Source organism: Ottowia massiliensis, assembly GCF_900240305.1.
Lineage (GTDB): Bacteria > Pseudomonadota > Gammaproteobacteria > Burkholderiales > Burkholderiaceae_C > Ottowia > Ottowia massiliensis.
This window is the reverse complement of record NZ_LT964854.1, coordinates 2,758,191-2,781,469: the sequence shown is the minus strand read 5'-3', so window position 1 is coordinate 2,781,469 and position 23,279 is coordinate 2,758,191. Positions and strand designations below refer to the sequence as shown.

Genomic DNA, 23,279 nt, shown 5'->3' with positions numbered 1-23,279 from the left:
CTAGCGCTCGTTTATCGTATTATCTCCCAATTCTTTGGTCATTCTAATGTCCACAAGATATTGTCTTTGCTCCGAGGCCACTCTTAGAGACTTAGAAACCGTCCTCAAACCCCAACTAATAGCAAAATCCTCCATGTACCCATGCGACATGACCAATGCGCAATGGCAAGTGCTGGCCAAACACTTTGCTGAAATGAACAAGAGGGGGCCCGCCAGCGCAGCGCCCGGGACATGATCAACGCTATCTTCCATGCGCAAGCCACCGGCTGTCAGTGGCGAGTGCTACCCAAGGACTACCTGCCCTGGAAACAGGTCTGCAACACCTTTGCGTGGGATGTGCTGCTGGCGCTGCTGTGCCAGCAGGTACGCGCCAAGGCAGGCAGGCGAGTTGGGCCTTAGCGCGACCATCATTGACTCCCAATCATTTAAGACCGTCCCAAAAGGGGCAGCGCGGATATGACGCAGGCAAAAGAGTCAAAGGGCGCAAGCGCTACATAGCCGTAGACACGATGGGGCTGCTGCTGGTCGTGGTGATGCATTCGACAGGCATTCAGGATCGGGGGAGAGCCAGGGCTTTGCTGGTGCGGCTGTTCTTGCGCCTTGATTGCTTCAAAATCATCTTTGCCGATGGCGGCTACATGGGCAGTCTGATCAATTGGGCGCTGAGCATGTTTGGTTGGAACATGTAGGTGATCAAGCGTCGCCAGAGGCATGTTTTTGAGGCGCTGCCCAAGCGCTGGATTGTGGAGAGAACCTCTGCCTGGCTGAGTCAATCTCGCAGGCTCTCCAAGGACTACGAGGTCATTGCCTTCTACAGCCGAAGCATTCGTGAAGATCGCCTACATTCGGTGCATGGTCAGGCTCTTGGGATAACTTTGATGACAGGCTCTAAAGACGATTGGTGAATTTTTGCAGGATCGTGAAACCATCCCGCCGGATTTAGCGTATTGGCTTGGCAAAGCTATAAGGCATAGCAACGAAGACCCGTCGAACTCATGCGAAGTCTTGGATTGAAGAAAAACCGTGGTCGGCCACCGCAATCGGGCGATGCTTGGTTGATTTGGGGTGATTGTGTTTGCGAACTTGAAGACCAATGGCACAGGGCCTAAGAAGCGATAGAAATTCCCTTGCTAGAATCAGAAGGTTTGCACTGCCGAAGTCAATTGCAGACATGGCGAAATTAATACCGAAACGCCAAAAATAACAAATCAAAGGGGAAAAATTAATCATGTTTGCAGCTATCGCATCTCTCGTCGGAATAGTTCTTGGCGCATTCATTCAATTCTATTTCTCAAAGTATCTCGAACAACAACGGTATCGAAGGGAAACCCGAACGAAAGCATATACAGACTATGTGAATTGCGTATGTGACCACGCCAATCAATGTTATGAACGCCAATCGAGTGAAGGACGAGCACTTGGCTCACGCACCGCTGACGCCAAATGCCGAGTTTGTCTATACGGTTCATCGGAGACAATCGAAATGTTTGCAAGATTTGAGCGATTGGGCGCGACGATGAACACCGACGAACAATGCGATGCATTCGTGAATATGGTAGCAGCTATGCGCAACGACTCCATTAACGATGCGAGCATAGAACTGGAAAACCTTCGTCTTGTGCTGTTGGGCAAAGGCCAAAAGCCGCGCTAACTCTAACGCACCGCTAATTCCGGCTTTTTACAGACAGACCCAAAACCTGCCTTCCTGAATACTTGCACCCATCGTTTAATTGAATCTAACGGGGTGCAATATGACTTTCTGCCTTCTGCGGCTTTCCTTCGTCATATCCGCTACGGGCCTGACCCGAAGCACGCCCTACCTTCGCATCAAGCAGCAGCTTATGACGCCCCTTATCAAGTTGGGAAAACGCCGTGCTGCATGGCCTGCGCACGAAGTCGCGGCCATTAACACCGCTCGCATTGCCGGGGCCAGTTTCATAACGAAATCAATCTCGCAGGCTTTCCAAAGACTATGAAGTCACTGTCGCTTCAGCCTGAGCATTCGTGAAGATCGCCTGCATTCGGCGCATGATCAGGTTCTTGGAATAACTTTGGTGACAGGCTCTCAGGCGCGTTGCCTGTCAGGAAGCTGCGGGCTGTTTCAAAGCGCGCAGGGTTATGGCCTGGGGGCATGCTGGCCACGCCCATGATGGTCTGCATTTGCGCATGGGTGATGTGGCCTTCGGTATATGCAGCGGCCACGGTGCTTTGCACGGCCGCTTTTTCTTCCGCGCTGATGCGGCCTGCGCCAGCCAGTTGCTCCAGCCGTTGCGCGCCAACCCAGTCATGAATGGCGTCCGGGCGCTGGTCGATGATTTCCTTCAGCAGCTGCGGGCGCGCGTCTGCGGGCAGTTGCGCGGCCTGGCGGGCGAACGCTTGCATGCGCTCATCCCGGTCGTCAAACCACAGGGGGCGGTTGCCTGTGCGGTTGATCTCTGATGCCATTTGCCTGATTTCCTGCTCATCAGGCTTTTTCCCCGGGGAAAGCGCAGACGTTTGCCGCTGCCTTATGGATGCAGACGCGGAGGCTGAAGTGCTCGCGGAAGTGTTTGAAATGGCGGCCATGAAAGCCCCAGGCGACACCCAAGACGGCTGAATTGAAAAACCTTTTCCCGTGAGCGACAAGCTGGTGCGATTACCGGCTGTTGATTCATACATATGAGAGAGCCATTGACGCTGCCTGCGAAGCTGGTCAATGCCAGTTTTCGCCACAGGCGCTGGTGCAGCTCTGCCAGGCTGGTTCTGCGAGCCATTCCACATCAAAAAAAGGAGCTAATTCAAAGGCATGAAAATGCCGTCTAGCGCAATTTTCACTAGGACATGATGCTACGAATACAGGAGCTAAATAATGCTGTACGCAGCATGCCTAACACTCCTTGCGGCCCGGCAAAGATTGACTGCCCAAGGCCGTGAACAGGCCCTCAAAAGCTGAGCGGGTCCACATCAATGGCCCAGCGCAGCACGGCTTTGTGGCGGGCGCGCAGGGCGTGCAGGGCGGCTTGCCAGCCCGCCAGCAGGCCTTGCAGGGCGGCGCGGCGGGGGCTTTCCAGCAGCATTTGGGCGCGTTCCATGCCGGCCAGGCGCTGCATGGCGGCGGGCACGGCGGGGTAGCAAGTAACGTGGGCGGCCCAGTGCGCCAGGGCCGGGTCGGCTTGCAGTGCGGCGGCGGCGTCTTGCAAAAAGGCGATGGCCGCCGGCAGGGCGCGGCTTTCGGCGCGCAGCAGGGCCAGGTGGGCGTAGGGGGGCAGGCCGGCGGCCTGGCGTTCGGCCAGCTGGCTGGCGGCAAAGCCGGGGTAGTCGTGGCGTTTGAGGGCTTCAAACAAGGGGTGGGCGGGGTGTTCGGTTTGCACCCACATTTCGCTGCCCTGGCCGCTGGCCTGGCTGTAGGCGGCGTCGCGCCCGGCGCGGCCAGCCGCTTGCATGAGCAGGGCAAACAGGCGCTCGGGCGCGCGAAAGTCGCTGGAAAAAAGCGCCGTGTCGGGGTTGAGCGCGGCCACGAGGGTGACGCGGCGGAAGTCGTGCCCTTTGGCAATCATTTGCGTGCCCACAAGCACGTCCACGCTGCCGTCGTGCACGTGCGCCAGCTGCTGGGCCAGCGCGCCTTTGAGGCGGGTGGTGTCGGCGTCCATGCGGGCGATGCGGGCGGGCTGCCCGTCGGGGCGGCGGGCGGTTCGCAGCAGGGCGGCCAGGCGCTCTTCCAGCTGCTCGGTGCCCCGGCCGATGGGGGTGATGTCGGCGTTGCCGCAGGCGGGGCAGGCGCGGGGCACGGGCTGCGCCAGGCCGCAGTGGTGGCAGCGCAGGCTGCGGTCGGCGCGGTGAAAGACGCGGAAGGCGCTGCAATGCGGGCATTCGCTTTTCCAGCCGCAGTTGGCGCAGTGCAGCACGGGCGCCCAGCCCCGGCGGTTGAGGAGGATGAGCGACTGCTCGCCGCGCCCCACGCGTTCGGTGATGGCTTGCAGCAGCGGCGCGGCAATCACCGTGCCGCGCGGCTGGCGGTTCATGTCCACGCGCCGCACGAGGGGCAGCGCGGCAGGCCCGCCTGCGCCTGCGCCCGCACCGCTTCCCACGCGCGAAGGCATGACCAGGCGCTGGTATTTGCCCCCGTCCGGGCGGCTGGCGTGCCAGCTCTCCAGCGACGGCGTGGCCGATCCGAGGATGACTTTGGCCCCTTGCAAGCGCGCGCGATACACGGCCAGATCGCGCGCGGAGTAGCGCGCGCCTTCTTGCTGCTTGTAGCTGGGGTCGTGCTCTTCATCCACCACGATCAGGCGCAAGGCGGGCATGGAGGCAAGCACGGCCATGCGCGTGCCCAGCACGATGCGCGCGCGCTGCGTGTGCGCGGCCAGCCAGGCCGAAAGGCGCTGCGCGGGCGTGAGGCCGCTGTGCATGGCCACCACGGCGCCCGCGCCCAGCAGCGGCGCAAAGCGCGCGGCCAGGCGCGCCTGAAGCTGCGGGGTGAGGTTGATTTCGGGCGCGAGCACCAGCACTTGCGCGGCCGCGTCTTGCGCCAGCACGGCTTCGGCCGCGCGCATGTAGACCTCTGTTTTGCCGCTGCCCGTGACGCCGTGCAGCAAAAAAGGGCCTGCGCCTTGGGCGATTTGCGCCAGTGCGGCGGCCTGCTGCGGCGTGGGGCCGGGCCTGGCGGCGGGCGTGGCCGGGCCTTGCGCCACGGCGTCTTGCTTGGCCAGCTTGGCCAGCCGCCGCGCCATTTGCGCTTCGTCCAGCGTGCGCAACTGCGGCGGCAGCGCCGCCAGCGCCACCTCGCCCAGCGCGCGCTGGTAGTAGCGGGCCGTGAAGGCAATCAGCTGGCGCCAGTTTTCATCCAGCGGCGGCAGGCTGGTGAAAGCGCAGGCCAGGGGCTTGACGTGCGCGGCCAGCGCGGCATCGGGCGCATTAGCCAGGCCCCAGACCACGCCCGGCACTTCGCGCTGGCCTAGCGGGGCGCGCACCAGCGTGCCGGCGGGCAGCGGCGCGCTGTGGGCGTAGGTGAGCGTTTGCGCCAGCGCGCTGTGGGCTGGCGCGGGCACGGCCACGGCCAGCCAGTGGCAGGGTTCAAAGGGTGCGGAAGGCGCGGCGGCAGTCTCTGGCATGGCGGGCGGCGATTGTGGCAGCGGCGCCCTGGCGCATACAGGGAAAAACAGGAGACGGCCCGCCCGCCTGGCGCTCCACAATGCGCGCTGGCCCATTCCTCAACCATGCACAAAGGAGATCAGAGAACATGCAAATCGAAAACAGGGCGTTCATCGTCACAGGCGGCGCGTCGGGTCTGGGCGAAGGCACGGCGCGCATGCTGGCCGCTGCAGGCGGCCGGGTGGTCGTGGCCGACTTGCAGGCCGACAAAGGCGAGGCCGTGGCGCGCGAAATCGGCGGCGCTTTCGTGCGCTGCGACGTCACCAGCGAGGCCGATGGCCTGGCCGCCGTGCAAAAGGCGCAGGCGCTGGGCCAGCTGGCCGCGCTGATCAACTGCGCGGGCGTGGCCCCGGCGGAAAAAGTAGCGGGCAAAAACGGCGCGCACCGGCTGGAATCTTTCGCCCGCACCATCAGCATCAACCTGATTGGCACCTTCAACATGATCCGCCTGGCCGCCGAGGCCATGACGCACAACGAGCCGCAAGCCGATACGGGCGAGCGCGGCGTGATCATCTCCACCGCCAGCATCGCCGCGTTTGACGGGCAAATGGGCCAGGCCGCCTACAGCGCCAGCAAAGGCGGCATCGTGAGCATGACGCTGCCCATCGCGCGCGATCTGGCGCGCAGCGGCATCCGCAACATGACAATCGCGCCCGGTATCTTCGCCACGCCCATGATCTTTGGCATGCCGCAGCCCGTGCAAGACGCGCTGGCCGCCAGCGTGCCCTTCCCCAGCCGCCTGGGCCGCCCCGAAGACTACGCCCGGCTGGTGCGCCACATTCTGGAAAACGACATGCTCAACGGCGAAGTCATCCGGCTCGACGGCGCCATCCGCATGCCGCCGAAATAAGCGCCCGCAAGGCCCCGCGCAAAACCGCCCGGCGGCCTGACGCGGCAGGCAGCGGCACAGCACGGTTCAGGGCCGCATTTCTGCCGCATCGCCTTGTTTTGACCCCTGCGCCGCATCAAAACAAGGAGCAAATAAAGGGGGCGCAGAATGCCATTCTGCGCTGTTTCCACTAGGACGTCATGCTATCAAACAAGGAGCGGATAAGAGCCTTGAATCCGGTGCATTGGGAGCCAGCCTCTCACAGCGAGGCCCAGGCGAACAGGCGCCGGTTGAGGAGCTTGAAGGCGAAGTCAGACACCAGGCCGATGACGCCGATGACGATGATGCCGAAGATGATCTGCCCGGTGTTGAGCAGCGCCTGGCTGTCCACGATCATGTGGCCGATGCCGCTGGACGAGCCGATGAGTTCGGCCACGATGATGTAAGTCCAGGCCCAGCCCAGCACCAGCCGCAGCGTTTCGGCAATTTGCGGGGCCGCGCCCGGAATGAGCACGCGCCGCACCACGCCGCCGCCGCTGGCGCCCAGCGTGTAGGCGGCTTCCACCAGGTCGCGCCGCGCGCCGCCCACGCAGATGGCGATCATCAGCACGAGCTGGAAAAAAGAACCGATGAAGATGACCAGCAGCTTCTGCACTTCGTCCACGCCCGCCCACAGGATGAGCAGTGGAATGAAGGCGGAAGCCGGCAGATAGCGGCAGAAGCTGACAAATGGCTCCAGAAAGGCTTCAACAGGCTTGAAAGCGCCCATCAGAATGCCCAGCGGCACGCCAATGGCGGCGGCCAGCGCGAAGCCGCCCATCACGCGCCAGACGGTCATTCCCACGTCTTTGGCGAAGCCGTATTCGGTAAACAGCAGCACGCCTTCGCGCGCCATCGCGGCCGGGCTGGCCAAAAAGGTGGGCGATACCCAGCCAAGGGTGGTTACGAGCCACCAGGCGGCCACGAACAGCGCGAAAAAAGCGATGCCCAGCGCCCAGCGGACGCCGGGCGTGACAGGTTGCAGCGGACGCACGGATTTACCGGATGAATTGCGGATCGGCCAGGCCGTCGTAGGTTTGCGGAAGCTGGCGGATGACGCCAGATTCGAGCAAGATGGCGGCGGCTTCCTTCATGAAAGGCTGCACTTCGCTGGCGAAGAACTTCTGGTTTTCGGCCTTGCCGGCCCAGCGCAGCGCCTTGGCCGATTCGGCGAACTGCTCGCCCGTTTGCTTGACCACTTCGCCCATGATGCCGTAGGCCTTTTCAGGCTCTTTGCTGATCATGTCGAGCGCCTCGAAGTAGGCGTCAGTGATGCCTTGGGCGGCCTTGGGGTTGGCCTTGAGCCACTGCGGCGTGCAGCCGAAGGTGTCGATCACGGCCGGATAGTCCACGGTGGTGGCCAGGATGCGGCCCGCTTCGGGCTTGGCGCGGATGGTGGACAGATACGGCTCGTAGCTCACCGCCGCGTCGTTGCGGCCTGAAACGAAGGCTTGCGCGGCGGGCTGCGGCTCCAGCGCGACGGTGCGTATGTCTTTGAGGCGGATGCCGTTTTTGCTGAGCATCCACGAGAGAAAAAAGTGCGGCGTGGTGCCGGGCGCGCTGACGGCGATGGTTTTGCCCTTGAGGTCGGCAAAGCTCTTGATGTTGTCGCGCACGGCCAGGCCGTCTGCGCCGTGGGAGCGGTCCATCAGGAAGATTTGCGTGATGGGCACGCCATTGACCGTCCAGGAAATATGCGACTGCACCGCCGTGGCCGCGCACTGGATGGCGCCGGAAGCCAGCGCCAGATGGCGGTCTTTTTGCGGAATCATCTTGATTTCGGCCTCGATGCCGTGCTTTTTGAACAGCCCGGTTTTCTCGGCCAGCGAGAGCGGCCCGTAGCCCGTCCAGCCCGAAATGCCCATGACCACCTTGGTGGCCTCTTGCGCTGCCGTACTTGCCGCGCAGGCGGCCAGCGCCACGGCAGAAACGATCTTGATGAATGCCTTGGACAAGTTTGTCTCCTGTTGATATGTGAAAGCCGGAAAAACCTGCCGCCCGGCCAGGCGGGCGGCAGCGTGGGAAACGGCGGCGGCCCGTTTCACGCGGCGCGGGTGGCAGGCGCGCCCGGGGTTTTCAGATGCCCGCCAGCAGCGCTTCTTTTTGCACCTGGTAGTTCTGCGGGCCGTGCGAGGCGATCTTGATCGCGCCCAGGCGGTTGCCGAGGGCGGCGCAGCGGGCCACGGGCCAGCCTTGCTCCAGGCCGTAGAGCAGCGCGCCGCGCCAGGCGTCGCCGCAGCCGGTAGGGTCGGCAATCTGGCTGGCGGCCGTGGGGGCAACGCGCTGGCTTTGGCCGCCTTCCCAGATGTCGCAGCCTTCGCCGCCCAGGGTGACGGCCAGGGCGCGCACGCGGCGAGAGAGGTCGGGCAGTGCCAGACCGGTGCGCTCGCACAGCATGTGGGCTTCGTAATCATTGACGGCCACCCAGTCGGCCAGTTCGATGAATTGCAGCAGCTCGGCGCCGTCAAAGGCGGGCAGCATCTGGCCGGGGTCAAACACGAAGGGAATGCCCGCCGCCCTGAACTGGCGGGCGTGCTGCTGCATGGCTTCGCGCCCGTCGGGCGAGATGATGCCCAGGCGAATGTCGTCGCGGGCGGTGACGGTGTTGATGTGCGCCTGCGTCATCGCGCCGGGGTGAAAGGCAGTGATCTGGTTGTTGCCCGTGTCGGTCATGATGAGCGCCTGCGCGGTCATCATGCCGGGCACTTCGCGCACGAATTCGGCGCTGATGCCCAGCGATTTCAGCCGCGCGAGGTAATCGGCGCCGTCCACGCCCACTGTGGCCATGGGCAGCGGCGCGCCGCCCAGCTGGCGCAGCGCGTAGGCGATGTTGCCCGCGCAGCCGCCGAAGTCGCGCCGCAGGCCCGGCACCACGAAAGAGACGTTGATGTTGTGCAGCTGGTCGGGCAGGAGCTGGTCGGCAAAGCGCCCATCGAAGTTCATGATGGTGTCGAACGCGATGGAGCCGCAGATGAGAACGGACATGGGAAGCGAAAGCCTTTCAGGGTTCAGGGGTAGAAGGCGGTGAGGCGGTAGCCGACGATGGCGGCAGGGTCAGCCGCATCGCCATCCACGGTGAGGGTGACGGCGCCCGTGAATTCGCCGCGCGCGGCCATTTCGGCGGATGCGCCCTGCTCGGCGGGGGGCAGCACGCGGCGCAGCACGGTTTTGCCCTCGCCGTTGCTGAGCGTGAGTTCCAGCGAAGGCGTGGCCACGGGCAGATCAGCCGTGTTGCGCAGGCCAAAGCTCAGGTTGAAGGTGTTGGCGCTGGTGCGCACGAAGCTGGAGCTGTCGATGACGATGGCGTCCAGCAGCCGGTAAGGCTCCACCTTGCAGCCCAGCGGCAGGCACAGGGCAGTGAGCACGGGCCTGGTAGCGGGTGCGCGCGCAGCCAGCCAGGAGCGGTTGTGAATGGCGACCTGCACCGCCAGCGCCAGCGCCAGCAGGCCGAAAGCGCCGCCCATGGCCAGGCGCACGCCCGGGCGCTGCCACATGGCGCGCTGGCGCGCTTCGCGCACAAAGGAAGGCTCGGCCGCCGCAGCGGCTTCAGCCGTTTCCGGGCGCTGCCGGTGCGGGGCGGGTGATTTCGGAGCTTTGGGCGCTTCAGGCGCGGTCTTTCTGGTTTTGCCTGCGGACTTGCCATGCGCTTTGTCAGATGCCTTGTCAGACGCTCTGCGAGACGCTTTTTCAGAAGGCTTGCCATCCACGCGGCTCTTGGGCGCGGCTTCGGCGGCGGCAAGAGCAGGCTGGGCGGGCGCTGACGGCGTGAGCGGCGCGGCGGGAATGTCCAGCGGCGCAGGCCGCGCTGGGGGCTTGTTGCTGGGAGGCGGCTCAAGCGGCCACTCGTCCGGGTCAAAGGGCACAGAAGGCATGAACAGGGGCGGCTGCACGGGCTGGCGCTCGTCGCGGGCGGATTCATGCGCGGGCTGCGCGGCCATTGGCAGGGCAGGGGACTCCTCTGCCTGCGGCTGCGGTTCTGGCCCGGGCTGCGGCGCGGGTGCGGCGGCCGGTTCCGGGTCCAGCAGATAAGAGCCGATGCCGCTGAGCAGAAAGTCCACTCCGCCCGGGGGCGTTTCGGCGGGCGGAGCCACGCTCCTGTCTTCCTCCTCCTCTTGCGCGGCGGAGACGCTGGCCTGGTGCGCGGCGTTTCCGGCTTCGGCTTCAGCAACGCGGGCGGGGGCGCTGCTTTCGCCGTCTCCTTCTTCGTCAGTTTCTCCGCTGCCTGAAGCGGGGCGCTCTTGGTCTTCGCCAGCGCTTTCGGAGTCGCCCGTTTCCAGCAGGGAATAGAGGGAGGTGATACGGCCTTCCTCCGGTTCGCCGCCTTCCGCGCCAGCAGCGGCGTCGCGCAGCGCGGCGGGAGCAGGCACGGTTTCCGGCATGGGGGCCGGGGCCGAAAGCGCGCCTTCGGGATGCTGCTGGGCCGAAATCTGCTCGAACAGGGCGCGAAACTGCGTCATCTCGTCCGCCGTGGCGCGGCGTGTGCCGCTGGATGGCGCAGGCGGCTCGGCAGTGGCGGCAACTGCGGCGGAAGGAGCGACGGGGGCGGCCTTGGGCGCGTCTGGCGCGTCTGGCAGGGGCGGCGGCGCGGATTCGGGGTCTTGCAGGTTTTTCCGGGCGTCAAACACGCGCCTGCAATGGCCGCAGCGCACCCAGCCTGCGGAAATGCGGAGCTGATCGGGCACAACCTTGAACAAGGTGGCGCAAGCGGGGCAGCGGGTAATCAGTGCCATGCGCAGGAAAAAAGAGAAGCGGATCAGGGAAAAGGCGGCAAAGGCGCGTATTTTCAGGCCGAAATGCCTCCGCCCGGCCCCCGGATTTGAAAAAGCGCGGGCCGGTAGAGCTGATAGGGGCCAGACGGATATGGGCCGGTAAGGGCGTTTTCACCAGCCAGCGGCAGCGCAAGCGGGAAGACAGCGATGAGACAGGCGATGAACAGGGCGGATTGGGCGGTCTGGGCAAAGCGGCGCGTCCGGAGCTGAGCAGGCGGCCTTGACTGGCTCATTTCAGCTCCTTTATTCATAGCGATATGTCCTAGTGGAAACTGCGCACAATGGTGTTTAGGCCCCCTTGAATTTGCTCCTGTTTTTTGCTGACGGGCCAGCCTTCGGCGTGGTGCTTTTTGCCTCATGGCGTAGATGCCGTCATCCGGCAGCTTGCCGCCGGGGCGCCTGTTTGAAATCAAGCGGCAGACATATCCGATTTGCAGACGCGCTTAGGCGGCAGAGCAACTGTCACGCCGCCGCAATGCAGGCCAGATAGCCGCGCACGGTGGCGGCATAGCCGGCTTCGAGCGCATCAGCCATGAAGGCGTGGCCGATGCTGACTTCGGCCACGCCGGGCACGGCCTGCAAAAAAGGCGTGAGGTTGTGCTGGTTCAAATCGTGCCCCGCGTTCACTTGCAGCCCTTCGGCTTGCGCGGCCTGGGCGGCAGCGGCATAGCGGGCGGCTTCGGCTTGCAGCGCTTGCGCGGTTTCAGCCGTGCCCTGTCCGGCATGGCGGGCAAAAGCCAGGGCGTAAGGCTCGGTGTACAGCTCCACGCGGCTGGCGCCCAGGGCGCGGGCCAGGGGCATTTGCTGCGGCAGCGGGTCCATGAACAGGCTCACGCGCACGCCCCAGGCGCGGCACTGGGCGATGAGCGGGGCCAGGCGCTCGCGGGTGGCGGCGTCGGTCAGGTCAAAGCCGTGGTCGCTGGTGAATTGGTCTTCGGCGTCGGGCACGAAGGTGGCTTGCTGCGGGCGTGCGGCTTCGATGTGGGGCATGAGGTTTTGCAGCGGGTTGCCTTCGATGTTGAATTCGCGCCCCGGCCACTGGCGCAGCAGGGCGGCGAGTTCGCCCACGTCATGGGCGCGGATGTGGCGGCCATCGGGCCGGGGGTGGATGGTGATGCCGTGCGCGCCCGCTTGCAGGCAAAGCAAAGCGGCGCGGGTGACGGACGGAATGCCCAGATGGCGCGTGTTGCGCACGAGGGCGACCTTGTTGACATTGACGGAAAGCCGGGTGTTCATTCGGATTCGGGGTCAGCCGGGAAAGGCGCGGAAGATGGGGAAAGCGGGGAAAGCGCGGCGGCGGCGCTTTGCAGCTGTTGCAGCTCGGCCATCATTTGCCGCGTGCGCAAGCTGCGCCCGCAATGGTAGTGAAGCAGGCCGCGCAGTTGCGCCAGCAGGCGGCTGCGGGCGGCGCCCAGCGCGGCGCAGGCGGCCAGCACGGCGGCAAAGGGCGCGCGTGCGCTGCCTCTTTCTTGCAAGGCATGGTGCAGCGCGAGCCAGTGCGCGCCATCCAGCCAGGCGCCGTCGCCATCGGTTGCCTGGCGCAGGCCGCCTTCGGGCACGAGGCAGTAGCGCGCGCCTGCCTGCACGGGCGCGAGGGTGAGCGTTTGCGCGTTCAGCGCGGGCAGGTGGCCGGTTTCGCGCAGCAGCAGCAGCTCAAAGGCGCGCAAGGCGGCGTGCAGCACATCGGCCTGCCCGGCAGCGCCCGAGTGCAGGGCCAGGGTGTGCACCAGCGCGGCGTAGGCGTCAAACAAGGCGGGGTGCGCGTCGTCGCGCGCCAGCAGGCGCATCAGCAGTTCATTGGCGTAATAGCCCGACAGCAGCGCCTGCCCTGTGGGCATGACGTGCCCGCCTGCCCACTCGGCGCTTTTGAGGGTGCGGATTTCGGCGTCGCCCCCCCAGCCCAGCAGCAGCGGCTGCAAAGGCAGCAGCACGGGCCGCAGGCTGGAGCTGGGCCGCTTGGCCCCCTTGGCCACCAGCGCCACGCGCCCGTGCTGGCGGGTGAAGGTTTCCAGAATCAGGCTGGACTCGCTCCAGTCATAGTGGTGCAGCACGTAGGCGGGCTGCTGGGCGATGCGGCGGGCGGTCATGCGCGAAAAGGGGTGAAGCTTCAGGCGCGAAGGCAGCCGCAAGCTGTGATGCGGGCTGGATTCGCCGCCATGAAACCGGAAGCGAAGGCGGATGCGGCCGCCCGGCTCAAAGCGCGGCTCAAAGCGGTTTGGCGGCGCTGGCAGCGCCCGGAGCGTCTGGAGCGTCTTGGCCTTTTGGCGCAGCGGCGGGCAGCGGGGCCGCCAGGTCCATGCGGCGGCGCAGGCGGGCGGCTTCTTCGGCCTGGCCGCTTTGCTGCGCCAGGCGCTGCTGCACGCCCAGCCAGGCGAGCAGGGGGCGCCGCCAGCCTTGGGCCGAGGCTGTTTCGACAGCCAGTGCGGCGACGGCGGGGCTGGCGCGCTGGCTTCGCATGAGCACGCCAGCGGCAATCAGGCGGGAGGCGGGGTCTTCAATGGCTTTGAGCGCGGCGGCGGCATCGGCTGCGGCGGGCGCGGCGGCATTTGCGGCGGCGATGGCCCGGTAGGCGGCGGGCAGCAGGGCGGCCTGCGCGGCGCTGGCCTGGCCCGCAAGCCAGTCGGCATAGGCGGCTTCGGCAGGCGGCGCGTCTTCGCGCAGGGCTTCAAAGCCGGTGCAGGGGGCGAAGTCCAGGCTGGCCGCCTGCAAGGCGCAGCGGGTGAGTTCCACGCGGGCGACTTGCTCGGGCTGGCCGGTGCTGGCCGCTTGCTGCCGGGCCTGCTCGAATTCGCGCCGGGCCACGCGCTCGTTGCCCAGCAGATAGGCCTGGGTGTAGCGGCTGGCGTGGGCCACGCTTTTGACCTGCCAGTCCGGCACGGGCGGGCCGCCCGCGCAGGCAGCCAGCGCGGCGGCGGCGATGAGGGGCAGGGCAGGGCGGAAAGACACAAAAGGCATGGCGCGGGCGGCAGACGGAGGCAGTTTGGCGTTCAAAGCCCCGCATTATCTGGCCGCTGCGCGGGCTGCGTGGCGCAAGGCGGTGCGCCGGAAGGCTTGTTTCAAACGGGCGGGCGTTTCTTCAATGCCATTGATTTTGCGCCTTGTGGTTTTGGCCGGTCAGGCGTTTTCCATTTTTTTTGTTTCAGCGGCGCATTCCGCGCGCTTGCCTTGATGATTCAGCCATTCAGGCGTGCATTCGAGAATTCAAAAAAGAAGGCGCGCGCATTGAAGCCATTGCAGGCCAGCTCATGAGTTTCACCGGCCTGGCGAAAAGGCTGCAATGGCGCTGCCTGTGGCTCCATGTTATTTCAGCGACAGAATCCACTGCGCCAGTTTTTGTGCCTCTTCGTCCGACACCTTGTTGGGCGGCATGGGAATGGCGCCCCATTTGCCTTTGCTGCCGTTTTTGATGCTCGCAACCACGGTGGAGGCGTCATCGTATTTGGCGGCTACGTCTTTGAAGGCGGGGCCCATCACTTTTTTGTCTGTCGCGTGGCAGACCAAGCAGTTTTTGGCTTTTGCCAGGCTTTCGTCAGCCATGGCCGGGGCGGTCAGGCAGGCCAGAATAAGCAGAATATGGTATTTCACGATTGTTTCCTTTCATCATGGGAAATCAGGTTGGACCCCTTGCCCGGATAACGCAGGCCGTTTTATCCGGGTTGACGCATTTTAGAGTGCCCTGGCGCAAAGCAGCCGTGAAATTGATTTGCCTCAAGAATCCATAATCGGTGCAACGATGATGCAAATGAACATTTATTGATAATCATGATGGTGCGATTTGATAAATGGCAAGCGTTTTTTGATGGTGATTTATTTTTGGCAAGTTTCATCGCCAGAATGGCAGACATGCCTGTCTGCGCCCGCCCTGGCTTGCGCGAAAGCAAGAGGCCGCCCCGCCTGGGCGAAACGGGCCAGCGTGGCTGATGGCATTAAAAACAGGAGCGAATTCAGCGCCACCAAAAGGGCTTTTGCGCCCGTTTGGCGGGGAGGTATCGCTATGAAACAAGGAGCGAAAAACAGGCTTTTGCGGGCCATGCGGCAGGCGAAAGGGCTGCGCTTGCCGGTATTTCTTCAGCCGCCGTTGTCAGGATGGGGCCGGTCTGAACGACTGTTGAGGCAGGCGCGGGCCGGCCGCCTTTGAGCAGGCTCTTGCGCTGATGCGCCGCCGGGCCGTTTTCCGTGCGGCGTTCAGCGCTGGCACCCGGCCGCCCGCGCCGCATTCATGTGAAAGGAGTTATTCGATGTCGCATTCAAGTTGGCCGCGCAAAACGCTGGTTTCGCTGGCCTCGCTGGCCTGCCTGGCCGCGCTGGCCTGGCCCCGCCTCCAACCGGCGATGGCGAGCGCCGCTTCCGCCGCTCCTGCCGCTTCCGCCGCCGCCTCTTTGCAGGCCAGGCTGGCCGCGCTGCATGACGTGGCGGGCCAGCCTGCCGCCGCCCATCTGAAAGCGGGGCGGCCCACGCTCATCAAGTTCTGGGCCAGCTGGTGCCCGCTGTGCCTGTCGCAATTGCAGGAAACCGAGGGCTGGGCCAAAGACGCGCGCTTTGCCGGCGCCAACCTCGTCACCCTGGCTTCGCCCGGCCATCTGGGCGAGAAAAAACCCGGCCAGTTCGAGCAGTGGTACCGGGGCCTGGACTACCCGGCGCTGCCCGTGCTGATTGACAACGGCGGCGGCCTGGCGCGCGCGCTGGGCGTGAGCGTCTATCCCTCCTGGGCCGTGCTGGACGCCAACGGCCAGCTGGCGCGCGTGGTCAAAGGCAGTCTCAATGAGCAGCAGGCCCTGGCCCTGATGGCCAACCCCGATGCCGATCTGGGCAAACTGCAAACGGCCTTCTACAAACCCGGCACCCAATCCGGCCATTCAAAGAAAGCTCAAGCCATGAACACTCGCACCATTTACCTTGCAGGCGGCTGCTTCTGGGGGCTGGAAGCCTATTTCCAGCGCGTGCCCGGCGTGATTGACGCCGTTTCCGGCTATGCCAACGGCAAAAGCAGCGCCAAGCCCAGCTATGAAGACGTTTCCTATCGCCACAGCGGCCACGCCGAAACCGTGCGCGTGACCTGGGATGCCGACCGCCTGAGCCTGCAAGACATCCTCCAGTACTACTTGCGCGTGGTCGATCCCACCAGCCTGAACAAGCAGGGCAACGACCGGGGCGAGCAATACCGCAGCGGCGTGTACTACACCGACGCGGCCGACCAGCCCGTGATCGCCGCCGCCCTGGCGCAAGAGCAGAAAAAGCACCAGCAGCCCGTCGTCGTGGAAAACCTGCCGCTGGCCCACTTTCACGAAGCCGAGGCATACCACCAAGACTACCTGCTCAAAAACCCCAACGGCTATTGCCACATTGACATCCGCAAGGCGGACGAACCCTTGAGCGGCAAATCAGACGCCCAACCGGCAGCCCAGTCAGCAGCCCAGTCAGCAGCCCAGTCAGCAGCCCAGCCAGCAGCCCAATGGCGCAAGCCCGACGAGGCCACGCTGCGCCGGCAGCTCAGCGCCGAGCAATACCGCGTCACCCAGCAAAGCGGCACCGAACGCGCCTTCAGCCACGCATACGACCACCTGTTCGAGCCGGGCATTTATGTCGATGTCGTCAGCGGCGAGCCGCTGTTCAGCTCCGCCGACAAATTCAACTCCGGCTGTGGCTGGCCCAGCTTCACCCGCCCCATTGAGCCAGCCGCCGTCACCGAGCGTGAAGACCGCAGCTACAACATGCTGCGCACCGAAGTGCGCAGCCGCGCCGCCGACTCGCACCTGGGCCACGTGTTCGACGACGGCCCCAAAGACCAAGGCGGCCTGCGCTACTGCATCAACGGCGCCAGCCTGCGCTTTGTGCCGCTGGAGCAGATGGATGCGCAAGGCTACGGCGCATGGAAAAAAGCCGTCACGCACTGAAAGGCCGCTGAAGGGCCGCTGAAGGGCTTGCGCGCGCGGCCTGCTTGCGGTTTGCGTCTTTTGGGCGTTTGTCTTTTTGGCGTTTGCGCCCCAGGCCAGACCGCTTTTGCCGCCGCGCGCGGCCAGCCCGCTCCAGGCGGCGTCTTGCGCATGCCTGGAAAGGCCGCCTTTCGCTCCTTGTTCAATAGCAAGATGTCCTAGTGGAAACTGCGCTGGACGGGGTTTTGGCCCTGCCAAATCAGCTCCTCTTTTTAATGTCCTGTTTCTGTTCATGGCCTGCCGCTGAACGGCCGCCGGGGCAGGGCGCGCCTTTCTTGCGCCGGGTTCCGTCAGGCGCGCGCGTTGGCGTGGCGAAAAAAGCGGGCCAGGAAAAGCGCTTTCGCACAAGCGGGCACTGCAATGCCGCACTAAAAAACCATGGATTGCGGGGCGGGCGCGCAAGGGAAGGCGCAAAACAATACATTGTCTGAAATATGAGTTATCAATAGTTCATTGATTTTTTCTATTTCGCCATGACCGCTTCTTCCGCGCTTTCATTGCCTGCCGCGCTGCCGGATGCGCCGGATGCAGGCCGGGTGCGCGCCCGGGCAGGGCAGGGCGCGGATTTCGCACTGCTGGACGAAGCCGATGAATGGGCGGCGTTCAGCCATCCGGTTGCCGCAGCGGCGGGCGAAGGCGCGCGGCTGTGGGAATCCAGCGTGGCGTTTGAGGGCATGTATTGCGCAGCTTGCGCGGGCACGATTGAAGACGCCTTGCGCGCCGTGCCGGGCGTGCGCGACGCGCAAGTGAGCGCCGCCAGCCATCGCGGCCGCGTGGTGTGGGACGAAAGCGCCACGCGGCCTTCCGCCTGGATGCAGGCCGCGCTGGCCGCCGGCTACCGGCCCGTGCCCGCGCATGACGCGGCAGGCAGCGCGCGCCGGCAGGCCGAAACGCGCCGCATGCTGTGGCGCCTGGGCGTGGCCGGCGTTTGCATGATGCAAGTGATGATGTATGCGGCGCCCGCCTACTTCACCGCGCCGGGCGAAATGGATGCGCAGACGCAATACCTGCTGCGCTGGGCGCAGTGGGTGCTGGCCATGCCCGTGGTGCTGTTTTCGTGCGGGCCGTTTTTCAAAAACGCGTGGCTGGATTTGAAGCTGCGCCGCATCAGCATGGATTTGCCGGTGGCGCTGGCGATGCTGGTGGCCTTTGGCGTGAGTTCGCTGGGCACGTTCGAGCCGGCCGGGCCTTTCGGGCGCGAGGTGTATTTCGACTCGCTTACCATGTTCGTGTTCTTCTTGCTCACGGGCCGCTGGCTGGAGCTGCGCCTGCGCGAGCGCACGGCAGGCGCGCTGGAAAAGCTCATGCACCGCTTGCCGCAAAGCGTGGAGCGCTGGCAGGCGGGCGAAAAAGGCGCGCCGGGGGGCTGGCAGCGCGTGGCGGCGCGCCGCTTGCGCGCGGGCGACGTGCTGCGGGTGTGGCCGGGCGAGGTTTTTCCGGCCGATGGCCAGGTGCTCAAAGGCCGCACGCTGGTGGATGAGGCGCTGCTCACGGGCGAATCCACCCCGCTGGAGCGCGGCGAGGGCAGCCAGGTGGTGGCGGGCAGCCACAACCTGTCCGCCGCCGTCGAGGTGCGCGTGCAGCAGGCGGGCGCTGGCACGCGCTACGCGCAAATCGTGGCGCTGATGGAGCAGGCGGCCAGCAGCAAGCCGGGCGTGGCGCGCCTGGCCGACAAGATGGCGCGGCCCTTTTTGCTGGCCGTGCTGCTGGCGGCGGGCGCGGCTTGCGCCGGGTGGTGGCCGCAAGACCCGGCGCGGGCGCTGATGGTGGCCGTTTCCATTCTGGTGGTGACCTGCCCTTGCGCCCTGTCGCTGGCCACGCCAGCGGCCCTGCTGGCCAGCGCGGGCTGGATGGCGCGGCGCGGCGTGCTGGTGCGCCGCTTGCAGGCGCTGGAGGCGCTGGCTGGCGTGGACACGGTGGTTTTCGACAAAACCGGCACGCTCACGCGCGATGCCTTCGCGCTGCGGCAGCTGCGGGTGAGTGAAGACATGGGCGAAACGCAGGCGCTGGCGCTGGCGGCGCAGATGGCACGCGGCAGCCTGCACCCCGTGGCGCGGGCGCTGGCCGCGCAAGCTGAAAAAGCAGGGCTGGTCGCGCCGCAAGAGCCGCTGCCAGGCTGGCGTGAAGTGGCTGGACAGGGCATTGAAGCGGGCGGTTTCCGGCTGGGTTCGGCGCGTTTTTGCGGCGTGGCGGGCGACGAAGCCGTGCGTGATGAAGCAGCGGGCGCGCTGGCCTGCCACTTGAGCCGTGTTGATGACGGCGGCGCGCGCTGGCTGGCGACCTTCGTGTTTGACGAAGACTTGCGGCCCGATGCCGCCGCCGCCGTGGCGGCGCTGCATGCGGCAGGCGCGCGCGTGGCGCTGCTCTCGGGCGACAGGCCGCTTGCCGCGCAAAGGCTGGCGTGGCAGGCGGGCATTGAAGAGGCGCAAGGCGGCTTGACGCCCGATGACAAGCTGCGCGCCGTGCGCCAGTGGCAGCAGGCGGGCCGCCGCGTGGCCATGGTGGGCGACGGGCTGAACGACGCCCCCACGCTGGCGGCGGCGCATGTGTCTTTCGCCTTTGGCCGCGCCGTGCCGCTGGCGCAAGCGCAAGCTGATTTCGTGGCGCTGGGCGACCGCCTGTCGGTCATTGCCGGCGCCCTGGCGCAGGCGCGCCGCACGCTGCGCGTGGTGCGGCAGAACCTGGCCTGGGCCGCCGCCTACAACGCCGTGGGCGTGCCGCTGGCCGTGGCCGGGCTGATGCCCGCCTGGGCCGCCGGGCTGGGCATGGCGGCCAGCTCGCTGCTGGTGGCGCTCAATGCGCTGCGCCTGTCAAGAGACTGAGCGATGGACATTCTTTTTCTCCTCATTCCCCTGTCCGTCGGACTGGCGTTTTTCATTCTGGCGGCGCTGGGCTGGGCCATTTACAGCGGCCAGTTTGACGACGTGGAGCGCGAGGGCGAACGCATTCTTGAGCAGGACTGAAGGGCTTGATGGCAATCAATCATGCCCTGACTACACGCATGGTTAATATCAAAAATCCGAAACAAAGAGGTGTAAGTGAAATCCCTGAACACACAATCCACTGTCTATAACGACAAGGTGGTCAGGCAATTTGCCATCATGTCCGTCATCTGGGGCGTGGTGGGCATGCTGGTGGGCGTGATTTGCGCGGCCCAGCTGACCTGGCCGGAGCTGAACCTGGGCATTGCGTGGCTGAGCTACGGGCGGCTGCGCCCGCTGCACACCAACGCGGTGATCTTTGCCTTTGGCGGCTCGGCGCTGTTTGCCACGGCCTACTACATCGTGCAGCGCACCTGCCAGGTGCGGCTGTTTTCCGACAAGCTGGCCGCCTTCACCTTCTGGGGCTGGCAGGCGGTGATCGTGGCCGCCGCCATCACCTTGCCGCTGGGCCTGAACAGCAGCAAGGAGTACGCCGAGCTGGAGTGGCCGATTGACGTGCTCATCACCCTGGTGTGGCTGGCCTTTGCCGTGGTGTTTTTCGGCACCGTGGGCACGCGCCGCGTGCGCCACATCTACGTGGCCAACTGGTTCTATGGCGCTTACATCATCGCCATCGCGCTGCTGCACGTGGTGAACAACGCCGAGCTGCCCGTGGGCTGGTTCAAGTCCTACTCGGCCTACGCGGGCGTGCAGGATGCGATGGTGCAGTGGTGGTACGGGCATAACGCCGTGGGCTTTTTCCTTACGGCGGGCTTTCTGGGCATGATGTATTACTACATCCCCAAGCAGGCCGGGCGCCCCGTTTACAGCTACCGCCTGTCCATCGTTCACTTCTGGGCGCTCATCTTCACCTACATGTGGGCCGGCCCGCACCACCTGCACTACACGGCGCTGCCGGACTGGACGCAGAGCGTGGGCATGGTGTTTTCGCTCATCCTGCTGGCGCCCAGCTGGGGCGGCATGATCAACGGCATCATGACCCTCTCGGGGGCATGGCACAAGCTGCGCGACGACCCCATCTTGCGCTTTCTCATCGTGGCGCTGTCGTTTTACGGCATGTCCACCTTCGAGGGGCCGATGATGTCCATCAAGACCGTCAATGCCCTTTCGCACTACACCGACTGGACGGTGGGCCACGTGCACGCGGGCGCGCTGGGCTGGGTGGGGCTGATCACGATGGGATCGCTCTACTACATGATTCCGCGCCTGTTCGGGCAGACGCGTATGTACAGCGTCAAGGCCATTGAAGTGCACTTCTGGGTGGCCACCATCGGCATCGTCATCTACATCGCTGCCATGTGGATTGCGGGCGTGATGCAGGGCCTGATGTGGCGCGCGGTCAATTCCGACGGCACGCTCACCTACACCTTTGTCGAATCCGTCAAGGCCACCTTCCCGTTCTACGTGCTGCGCCTGCTGGGCGGGCTGCTCTATCTGGGCGGCATGTGCATCATGCTGTGGAACACCGTCAAGACCGCCGCCGCCGGCAAGGCCGCGCCGGTCGAAATCCCGGCCCTGGCCGCCCACGCCGCGCCTGCTGCCGCGCAAGCCGCAGCCCCGGCGCATGCCTGAAGAAATCACCCCGAGGACAACACCAAATGGCTGAAGAAGAAAAAGCCACCGGGCATGCCCGCGTCGAGACCAGCAACTTTTTGATGATCGTGCTCATCTTCATCGTCGTGTCGATGGGCGGGCTGGTGGAAATCGTGCCCCTGTTTTTCCAGCACTCCACCACGCAGCCCATCGAGGGCCTGAAGCCCTACACCGCCTTGCAGGTGGCCGGGCGCGACGTGTACATCCGCGAAGGCTGCAACAACTGCCACTCGCAAATGATCCGCCCCTTCCGCGCCGAAGCCCTGCGCTACGGCCCCTACTCGGTGGCGGGCGAATTCGTCTATGACCGCCCCTTCCTCTGGGGCAGCAAGCGCACCGGGCCGGACCTGGCCCGCGTGGGCGGCCGCTACAGCGACGAATGGCACCGCCTGCACCTGCACAACCCGCGCGATGTGGTGCCCGAGTCGAACATGCCCGCCTATCCCTGGCTGGAAAAAACGCCTGCGCCGGCCGCCACCATCCAGGCGCACATGCGCGGCCTGCGCGCCCTGGGCGCGCCCTACACCGACGAAGAAATCGAACAGGCCCCCGCAGAGCTGAAAGACAAAAGCGAGCTGGATGCCCTGATTGCCTACCTGCAATCGCTGGGCCTGCACCGCAAGTGAAAGGCAGGCCCGTCATGGACATCAACACCTTGCGCAGCATCTCCACCGTGCTGGCCTTCGCGGCCTTCATCGGCATCGTCGCCTGGGCCTGGTCGCGCCGCAACCAGGCCGGCTTTGAAGAAGCCGCCCGCCTGCCCTTCGAGCAGGACTGAACCGGAAACAACCCACGCCTGACACCCTAAAAAAATGAGCGACTTCACCAGCAGCTTCTGGCCCGTTTACATCACGGCCATTTCCCTGGGCGGCATCTTTGGCTGCGTGTGGCTGCTTTGGCTGGCCCTGCGCGCCAAGGTGCAGCCAGACAGCGACAACACCACCGGCCACGTCTGGGACGGCGACTTGCGCGAAATGAACAACCCCATGCCGCGCTGGTGGATGGGCCTGTTTCTCATCACCGTGGCCTTTGCGCTGGCCTACCTGTACCTCTACCCCGGCCTGGGCACTTACCCGGGCGCGCTCCAGTGGACACAAACAGGCCAGTTTGAAAAAGAAGTGGCGCGCGGCAACGAGCAGGCCGCGCCCATCTACGCCGCCTTCAAGGACAAAACCATCCCCGAGCTGGCGCAAAACGGGCAGGCCGTGGCCATTGGCGACCGCCTGTTCATGAACAACTGCGCCCAGTGCCACGGCTCGGACGCCGGCGGCAGCAAAGGCTTTCCCAGCCTGACCGATGGCGACTGGCTTTGGGGCGGCGAGCCGGAGCAAATCGTCGAAACCATCACCGAAGGCCGCATGGGCAACATGCCGCCCATGGCCGAAGCCGTGGGCGAGCCGCAAGACGTGCGCGACCTGGCCCAATACGTGCTCAGCCTCTCGGGCAGCCCGCATGACGCCGCCCGCGCCAGCCGGGGCCAGGAAAAATTCGCCGCCTGCGCCGCCTGCCACGGCGAAGACGGCAAGGGCAACACCGCCCTGGGCGCGCCCAACCTCACCGACGAAGTGTGGCTGCACGGCTGGGGCGAAAACGCCATCGTCGAGCGCATCAACAAAGGCATGACCAACGTCATGCCCGCCTGGGGCGCCAAGTTCACGCCCGAGCAAATCAAGGTGCTGGCCGCCTATGTCTGGAGCCTGTCGCACAAGGGCGAAGCCGAAGGCGGCGCAGCGGCCGCGCAGTGACGCGGCGGGCCGGGCCACGCGCTACGGGCAGCTCCGGCAGCCTGCGGCTGGCAGGCAGGCGCTGGCTTCAGCCGCCTGCACGCTTGCCGGAAGGGGATAAATTAGCTCCTTGATTCATAGCAAGAGGTCTTAGTGGAAATTGCGCAGAAGCCATTTTCTGGCACCTTGAATTTGCTCCTGTTTTTGACTCATGAACGGCGCACAAGCCAAACGCCGGGCAGGCGTTTGCCTGGCCGCCTGCCGCACGCACGGCGCGCAAGCCGGGCGCGTGACGCCATTTCATCCACCGCTCCCACGTC

At 65.2% G+C, this 23,279-nt stretch carries 24 protein-coding genes and 2 pseudogenes; 13 read left to right on the top strand and 13 right to left on the bottom strand.

The genetic code is table 11. The features are described 5' to 3' along the window. Positions 1–216: 216 nt before the first annotated feature. A pseudogene (locus C1720_RS14675) lies at positions 217–399 on the top strand (transposase); the annotation flags it as partial. Next, on the top strand, positions 330–689 hold the full coding sequence (locus C1720_RS12365) for a transposase (protein ID WP_369406083.1): 360 nt from the start codon (positions 330–332) through the stop codon (positions 687–689). The pseudogene C1720_RS14675 and the gene C1720_RS12365, both read left to right, overlap by 70 nt. 304 nt (positions 690–993) lie before the next feature. On the opposite strand, the gene C1720_RS13420 is transcribed toward C1720_RS12365, so the two are convergent. Beyond that, positions 994–1,278, bottom strand: coding sequence for a hypothetical protein (locus C1720_RS13420; protein WP_146007046.1), 285 nt, complete (start codon positions 1,276–1,278; stop codon positions 994–996). Positions 1,279–1,516: 238 nt separating this feature from the next. Here C1720_RS13420 and C1720_RS14485 point away from each other — a divergent pair, with 238 nt between their 5' ends. Both C1720_RS14485 and C1720_RS14670 read left to right on the top strand, forming a co-directional pair. Beyond that, positions 1,517–1,651 carry a hypothetical protein gene (locus C1720_RS14485; protein ID WP_255397826.1) on the top strand — a complete coding sequence of 45 codons (135 nt, stop codon included), beginning with the start codon at positions 1,517–1,519 and terminating at the stop codon, positions 1,649–1,651. A 100-nt stretch (positions 1,652–1,751) separates the two neighbouring features. Continuing rightward, on the top strand, positions 1,752–1,976 hold the full coding sequence (locus tag C1720_RS14670; RefSeq protein WP_102284401.1) for a helix-turn-helix transcriptional regulator: 225 nt from the start codon (positions 1,752–1,754) through the stop codon (positions 1,974–1,976). A 13-nt stretch (positions 1,977–1,989) separates the two neighbouring features. Here the strand turns inward: C1720_RS14670 and C1720_RS12355 are convergent, their stop codons facing one another. After that, a complete protein-coding gene (locus C1720_RS12355) occupies positions 1,990–2,445 on the bottom strand; it encodes a hypothetical protein (RefSeq protein WP_102284400.1) in 456 nt (151 codons plus the stop codon). A gap of 476 nt (positions 2,446–2,921) precedes the next feature. After that, the gene (gene priA / locus C1720_RS12350; protein ID WP_102284684.1) at positions 2,922–5,090 is read right to left on the bottom strand and encodes a replication restart helicase PriA; all 2,169 of its coding nucleotides are present in this window, start codon (positions 5,088–5,090) and stop codon (positions 2,922–2,924) included. Between the two features lie 128 nt (positions 5,091–5,218). Between priA and C1720_RS12345 the strand changes: the two genes are divergently transcribed. Further along, positions 5,219–5,980 carry a 3-hydroxyacyl-CoA dehydrogenase gene (locus tag C1720_RS12345; protein ID WP_102284399.1) on the top strand — a complete coding sequence of 254 codons (762 nt, stop codon included), beginning with the start codon at positions 5,219–5,221 and terminating at the stop codon, positions 5,978–5,980. 238 nt (positions 5,981–6,218) lie between these two features. Here the strand turns inward: C1720_RS12345 and C1720_RS12340 are convergent, their stop codons facing one another. The 7 genes and pseudogenes from C1720_RS12340 to C1720_RS12310 form a co-directional block, all read right to left on the bottom strand. Then, on the bottom strand, positions 6,219–6,992 hold the full coding sequence (locus tag C1720_RS12340; RefSeq protein ID WP_199171011.1) for an ABC transporter permease: 774 nt from the start codon (positions 6,990–6,992) through the stop codon (positions 6,219–6,221). A gap of 4 nt (positions 6,993–6,996) precedes the next feature. Continuing rightward, entirely contained in the window at positions 6,997–7,953 is a 957-nt protein-coding gene (locus C1720_RS12335) for an ABC transporter substrate-binding protein (RefSeq protein ID WP_102284397.1), read from the bottom strand. Positions 7,954–8,074: 121 nt separating this feature from the next. Then, a complete protein-coding gene (locus C1720_RS12330; RefSeq protein WP_102284396.1) occupies positions 8,075–8,983 on the bottom strand; it encodes a carbohydrate kinase family protein in 909 nt (302 codons plus the stop codon). 23 nt (positions 8,984–9,006) lie between these two features. Continuing rightward, the gene (locus C1720_RS12325; RefSeq protein WP_102284395.1) at positions 9,007–10,728 is read right to left on the bottom strand and encodes a DUF3426 domain-containing protein; all 1,722 of its coding nucleotides are present in this window, start codon (positions 10,726–10,728) and stop codon (positions 9,007–9,009) included. Between the two features lie 501 nt (positions 10,729–11,229). Continuing rightward, on the bottom strand, positions 11,230–12,003 hold the full coding sequence (locus C1720_RS12320; RefSeq protein ID WP_102284394.1) for a pyridoxine 5'-phosphate synthase: 774 nt from the start codon (positions 12,001–12,003) through the stop codon (positions 11,230–11,232). Between the two features lie 71 nt (positions 12,004–12,074). Beyond that, positions 12,075–12,854, bottom strand: a pseudogene (recO, locus tag C1720_RS12315) (DNA repair protein RecO); the annotation flags it as partial. Positions 12,855–12,972: 118 nt separating this feature from the next. Next, complete coding sequence (locus C1720_RS12310) at positions 12,973–13,722, bottom strand: hypothetical protein (RefSeq protein ID WP_233199973.1); 750 nt, start codon at positions 13,720–13,722, stop codon at positions 12,973–12,975. Positions 13,723–13,747: 25 nt separating this feature from the next. On the opposite strand from C1720_RS12310, the gene C1720_RS14055 reads away from it, so the two are divergent. Further along, the gene (locus C1720_RS14055) at positions 13,748–13,936 is read left to right on the top strand and encodes a hypothetical protein (protein WP_199171010.1); all 189 of its coding nucleotides are present in this window, start codon (positions 13,748–13,750) and stop codon (positions 13,934–13,936) included. Positions 13,937–13,940: 4 nt separating this feature from the next. On the opposite strand, the gene C1720_RS14480 is transcribed toward C1720_RS14055, so the two are convergent. From C1720_RS14480 to C1720_RS13410, 3 genes are all read right to left on the bottom strand, one after another. Next, positions 13,941–14,066, bottom strand: a complete 126-nt coding sequence (locus tag C1720_RS14480; RefSeq protein WP_255397825.1) for a hypothetical protein — start codon at positions 14,064–14,066, stop codon at positions 13,941–13,943. Position 14,067: 1 nt separating this feature from the next. Next, complete coding sequence (locus C1720_RS12305; protein WP_304528922.1) at positions 14,068–14,352, bottom strand: c-type cytochrome; 285 nt, start codon at positions 14,350–14,352, stop codon at positions 14,068–14,070. Between the two features lie 62 nt (positions 14,353–14,414). Next, complete coding sequence (locus C1720_RS13410) at positions 14,415–14,612, bottom strand: hypothetical protein (RefSeq protein WP_146007044.1); 198 nt, start codon at positions 14,610–14,612, stop codon at positions 14,415–14,417. Positions 14,613–15,005: 393 nt separating this feature from the next. Between C1720_RS13410 and msrAB the strand changes: the two genes are divergently transcribed. The 7 genes from msrAB (at position 15,006) to ccoP (ending at position 22,980) form a co-directional block, all read left to right on the top strand. Then, positions 15,006–16,661 (top strand): bifunctional peptide-methionine (S)-S-oxide reductase MsrA/peptide-methionine (R)-S-oxide reductase MsrB, encoded by a 1,656-nt coding sequence (gene msrAB / locus C1720_RS12300; protein WP_233199971.1) that lies wholly within the window; start codon positions 15,006–15,008, stop codon positions 16,659–16,661. Between the two features lie 512 nt (positions 16,662–17,173). Next, positions 17,174–19,522, top strand: coding sequence for a heavy metal translocating P-type ATPase (locus C1720_RS12290; protein WP_102284392.1), 2,349 nt, complete (start codon positions 17,174–17,176; stop codon positions 19,520–19,522). Between the two features lie 3 nt (positions 19,523–19,525). Further along, positions 19,526–19,663: a cbb3-type cytochrome oxidase assembly protein CcoS gene (gene ccoS / locus C1720_RS12285; RefSeq protein ID WP_050716155.1), complete on the top strand. Its 138-nt coding sequence runs from the start codon at positions 19,526–19,528 to the stop codon at positions 19,661–19,663. Positions 19,664–19,738: 75 nt separating this feature from the next. Continuing rightward, a complete protein-coding gene (gene ccoN, locus C1720_RS12280; RefSeq protein ID WP_102284391.1) occupies positions 19,739–21,214 on the top strand; it encodes a cytochrome-c oxidase, cbb3-type subunit I in 1,476 nt (491 codons plus the stop codon). 26 nt (positions 21,215–21,240) lie between these two features. Continuing rightward, complete coding sequence (gene ccoO, locus C1720_RS12275; protein ID WP_102284390.1) at positions 21,241–21,861, top strand: cytochrome-c oxidase, cbb3-type subunit II; 621 nt, start codon at positions 21,241–21,243, stop codon at positions 21,859–21,861. A 14-nt stretch (positions 21,862–21,875) separates the two neighbouring features. Beyond that, on the top strand, positions 21,876–22,013 hold the full coding sequence (locus tag C1720_RS12270) for a CcoQ/FixQ family Cbb3-type cytochrome c oxidase assembly chaperone (RefSeq protein WP_050716606.1): 138 nt from the start codon (positions 21,876–21,878) through the stop codon (positions 22,011–22,013). Between the two features lie 34 nt (positions 22,014–22,047). Beyond that, positions 22,048–22,980, top strand: coding sequence for a cytochrome-c oxidase, cbb3-type subunit III (ccoP, locus tag C1720_RS12265; RefSeq protein ID WP_102284389.1), 933 nt, complete (start codon positions 22,048–22,050; stop codon positions 22,978–22,980). Positions 22,981–23,279: the final 299 nt, after the last annotated feature.

Excerpts from the sequence above, each read along its gene's own strand:
- C1720_RS13420 (WP_146007046.1), bottom strand. The coding sequence starts at position 1,278 with ATGAATGCGCCAAGAACTATTCCGACGAGAGATGCGATAGCTGCAAAC.
- C1720_RS14485 (WP_255397826.1), top strand. The coding sequence starts at position 1,517 with ATGAACACCGACGAACAATGCGATGCATTCGTGAATATGGTAGCAGCT.
- C1720_RS14670 (WP_102284401.1), top strand. The coding sequence starts at position 1,752 with ATGACTTTCTGCCTTCTGCGGCTTTCCTTCGTCATATCCGCTACGGGC.
- C1720_RS12355 (WP_102284400.1), bottom strand. The coding sequence starts at position 2,445 with ATGGCATCAGAGATCAACCGCACAGGCAACCGCCCCCTGTGGTTTGAC.
- priA (WP_102284684.1), bottom strand. The coding sequence starts at position 5,090 with ATGCCAGAGACTGCCGCCGCGCCTTCCGCACCCTTTGAACCCTGCCAC.
- C1720_RS12345 (WP_102284399.1), top strand. The coding sequence starts at position 5,219 with ATGCAAATCGAAAACAGGGCGTTCATCGTCACAGGCGGCGCGTCGGGT.
- C1720_RS12330 (WP_102284396.1), bottom strand. The coding sequence starts at position 8,983 with ATGTCCGTTCTCATCTGCGGCTCCATCGCGTTCGACACCATCATGAAC.
- C1720_RS12325 (WP_102284395.1), bottom strand. The coding sequence starts at position 10,728 with ATGGCACTGATTACCCGCTGCCCCGCTTGCGCCACCTTGTTCAAGGTT.
- C1720_RS12320 (WP_102284394.1), bottom strand. The coding sequence starts at position 12,003 with ATGAACACCCGGCTTTCCGTCAATGTCAACAAGGTCGCCCTCGTGCGC.
- C1720_RS12310 (WP_233199973.1), bottom strand. The coding sequence starts at position 13,722 with ATGCCTTTTGTGTCTTTCCGCCCTGCCCTGCCCCTCATCGCCGCCGCC.
- C1720_RS14480 (WP_255397825.1), bottom strand. The coding sequence starts at position 14,066 with ATGGAGCCACAGGCAGCGCCATTGCAGCCTTTTCGCCAGGCCGGTGAA.
- C1720_RS13410 (WP_146007044.1), bottom strand. The coding sequence starts at position 14,612 with ATGTCTGCCATTCTGGCGATGAAACTTGCCAAAAATAAATCACCATCA.
- msrAB (WP_233199971.1), top strand. The coding sequence starts at position 15,006 with ATGTCGCATTCAAGTTGGCCGCGCAAAACGCTGGTTTCGCTGGCCTCG.
- C1720_RS12290 (WP_102284392.1), top strand. The coding sequence starts at position 17,174 with ATGACCGCTTCTTCCGCGCTTTCATTGCCTGCCGCGCTGCCGGATGCG.
- ccoS (WP_050716155.1), top strand. The coding sequence starts at position 19,526 with ATGGACATTCTTTTTCTCCTCATTCCCCTGTCCGTCGGACTGGCGTTT.
- ccoO (WP_102284390.1), top strand. The coding sequence starts at position 21,241 with ATGGCTGAAGAAGAAAAAGCCACCGGGCATGCCCGCGTCGAGACCAGC.
- C1720_RS12270 (WP_050716606.1), top strand. The coding sequence starts at position 21,876 with ATGGACATCAACACCTTGCGCAGCATCTCCACCGTGCTGGCCTTCGCG.
- ccoP (WP_102284389.1), top strand. The coding sequence starts at position 22,048 with ATGAGCGACTTCACCAGCAGCTTCTGGCCCGTTTACATCACGGCCATT.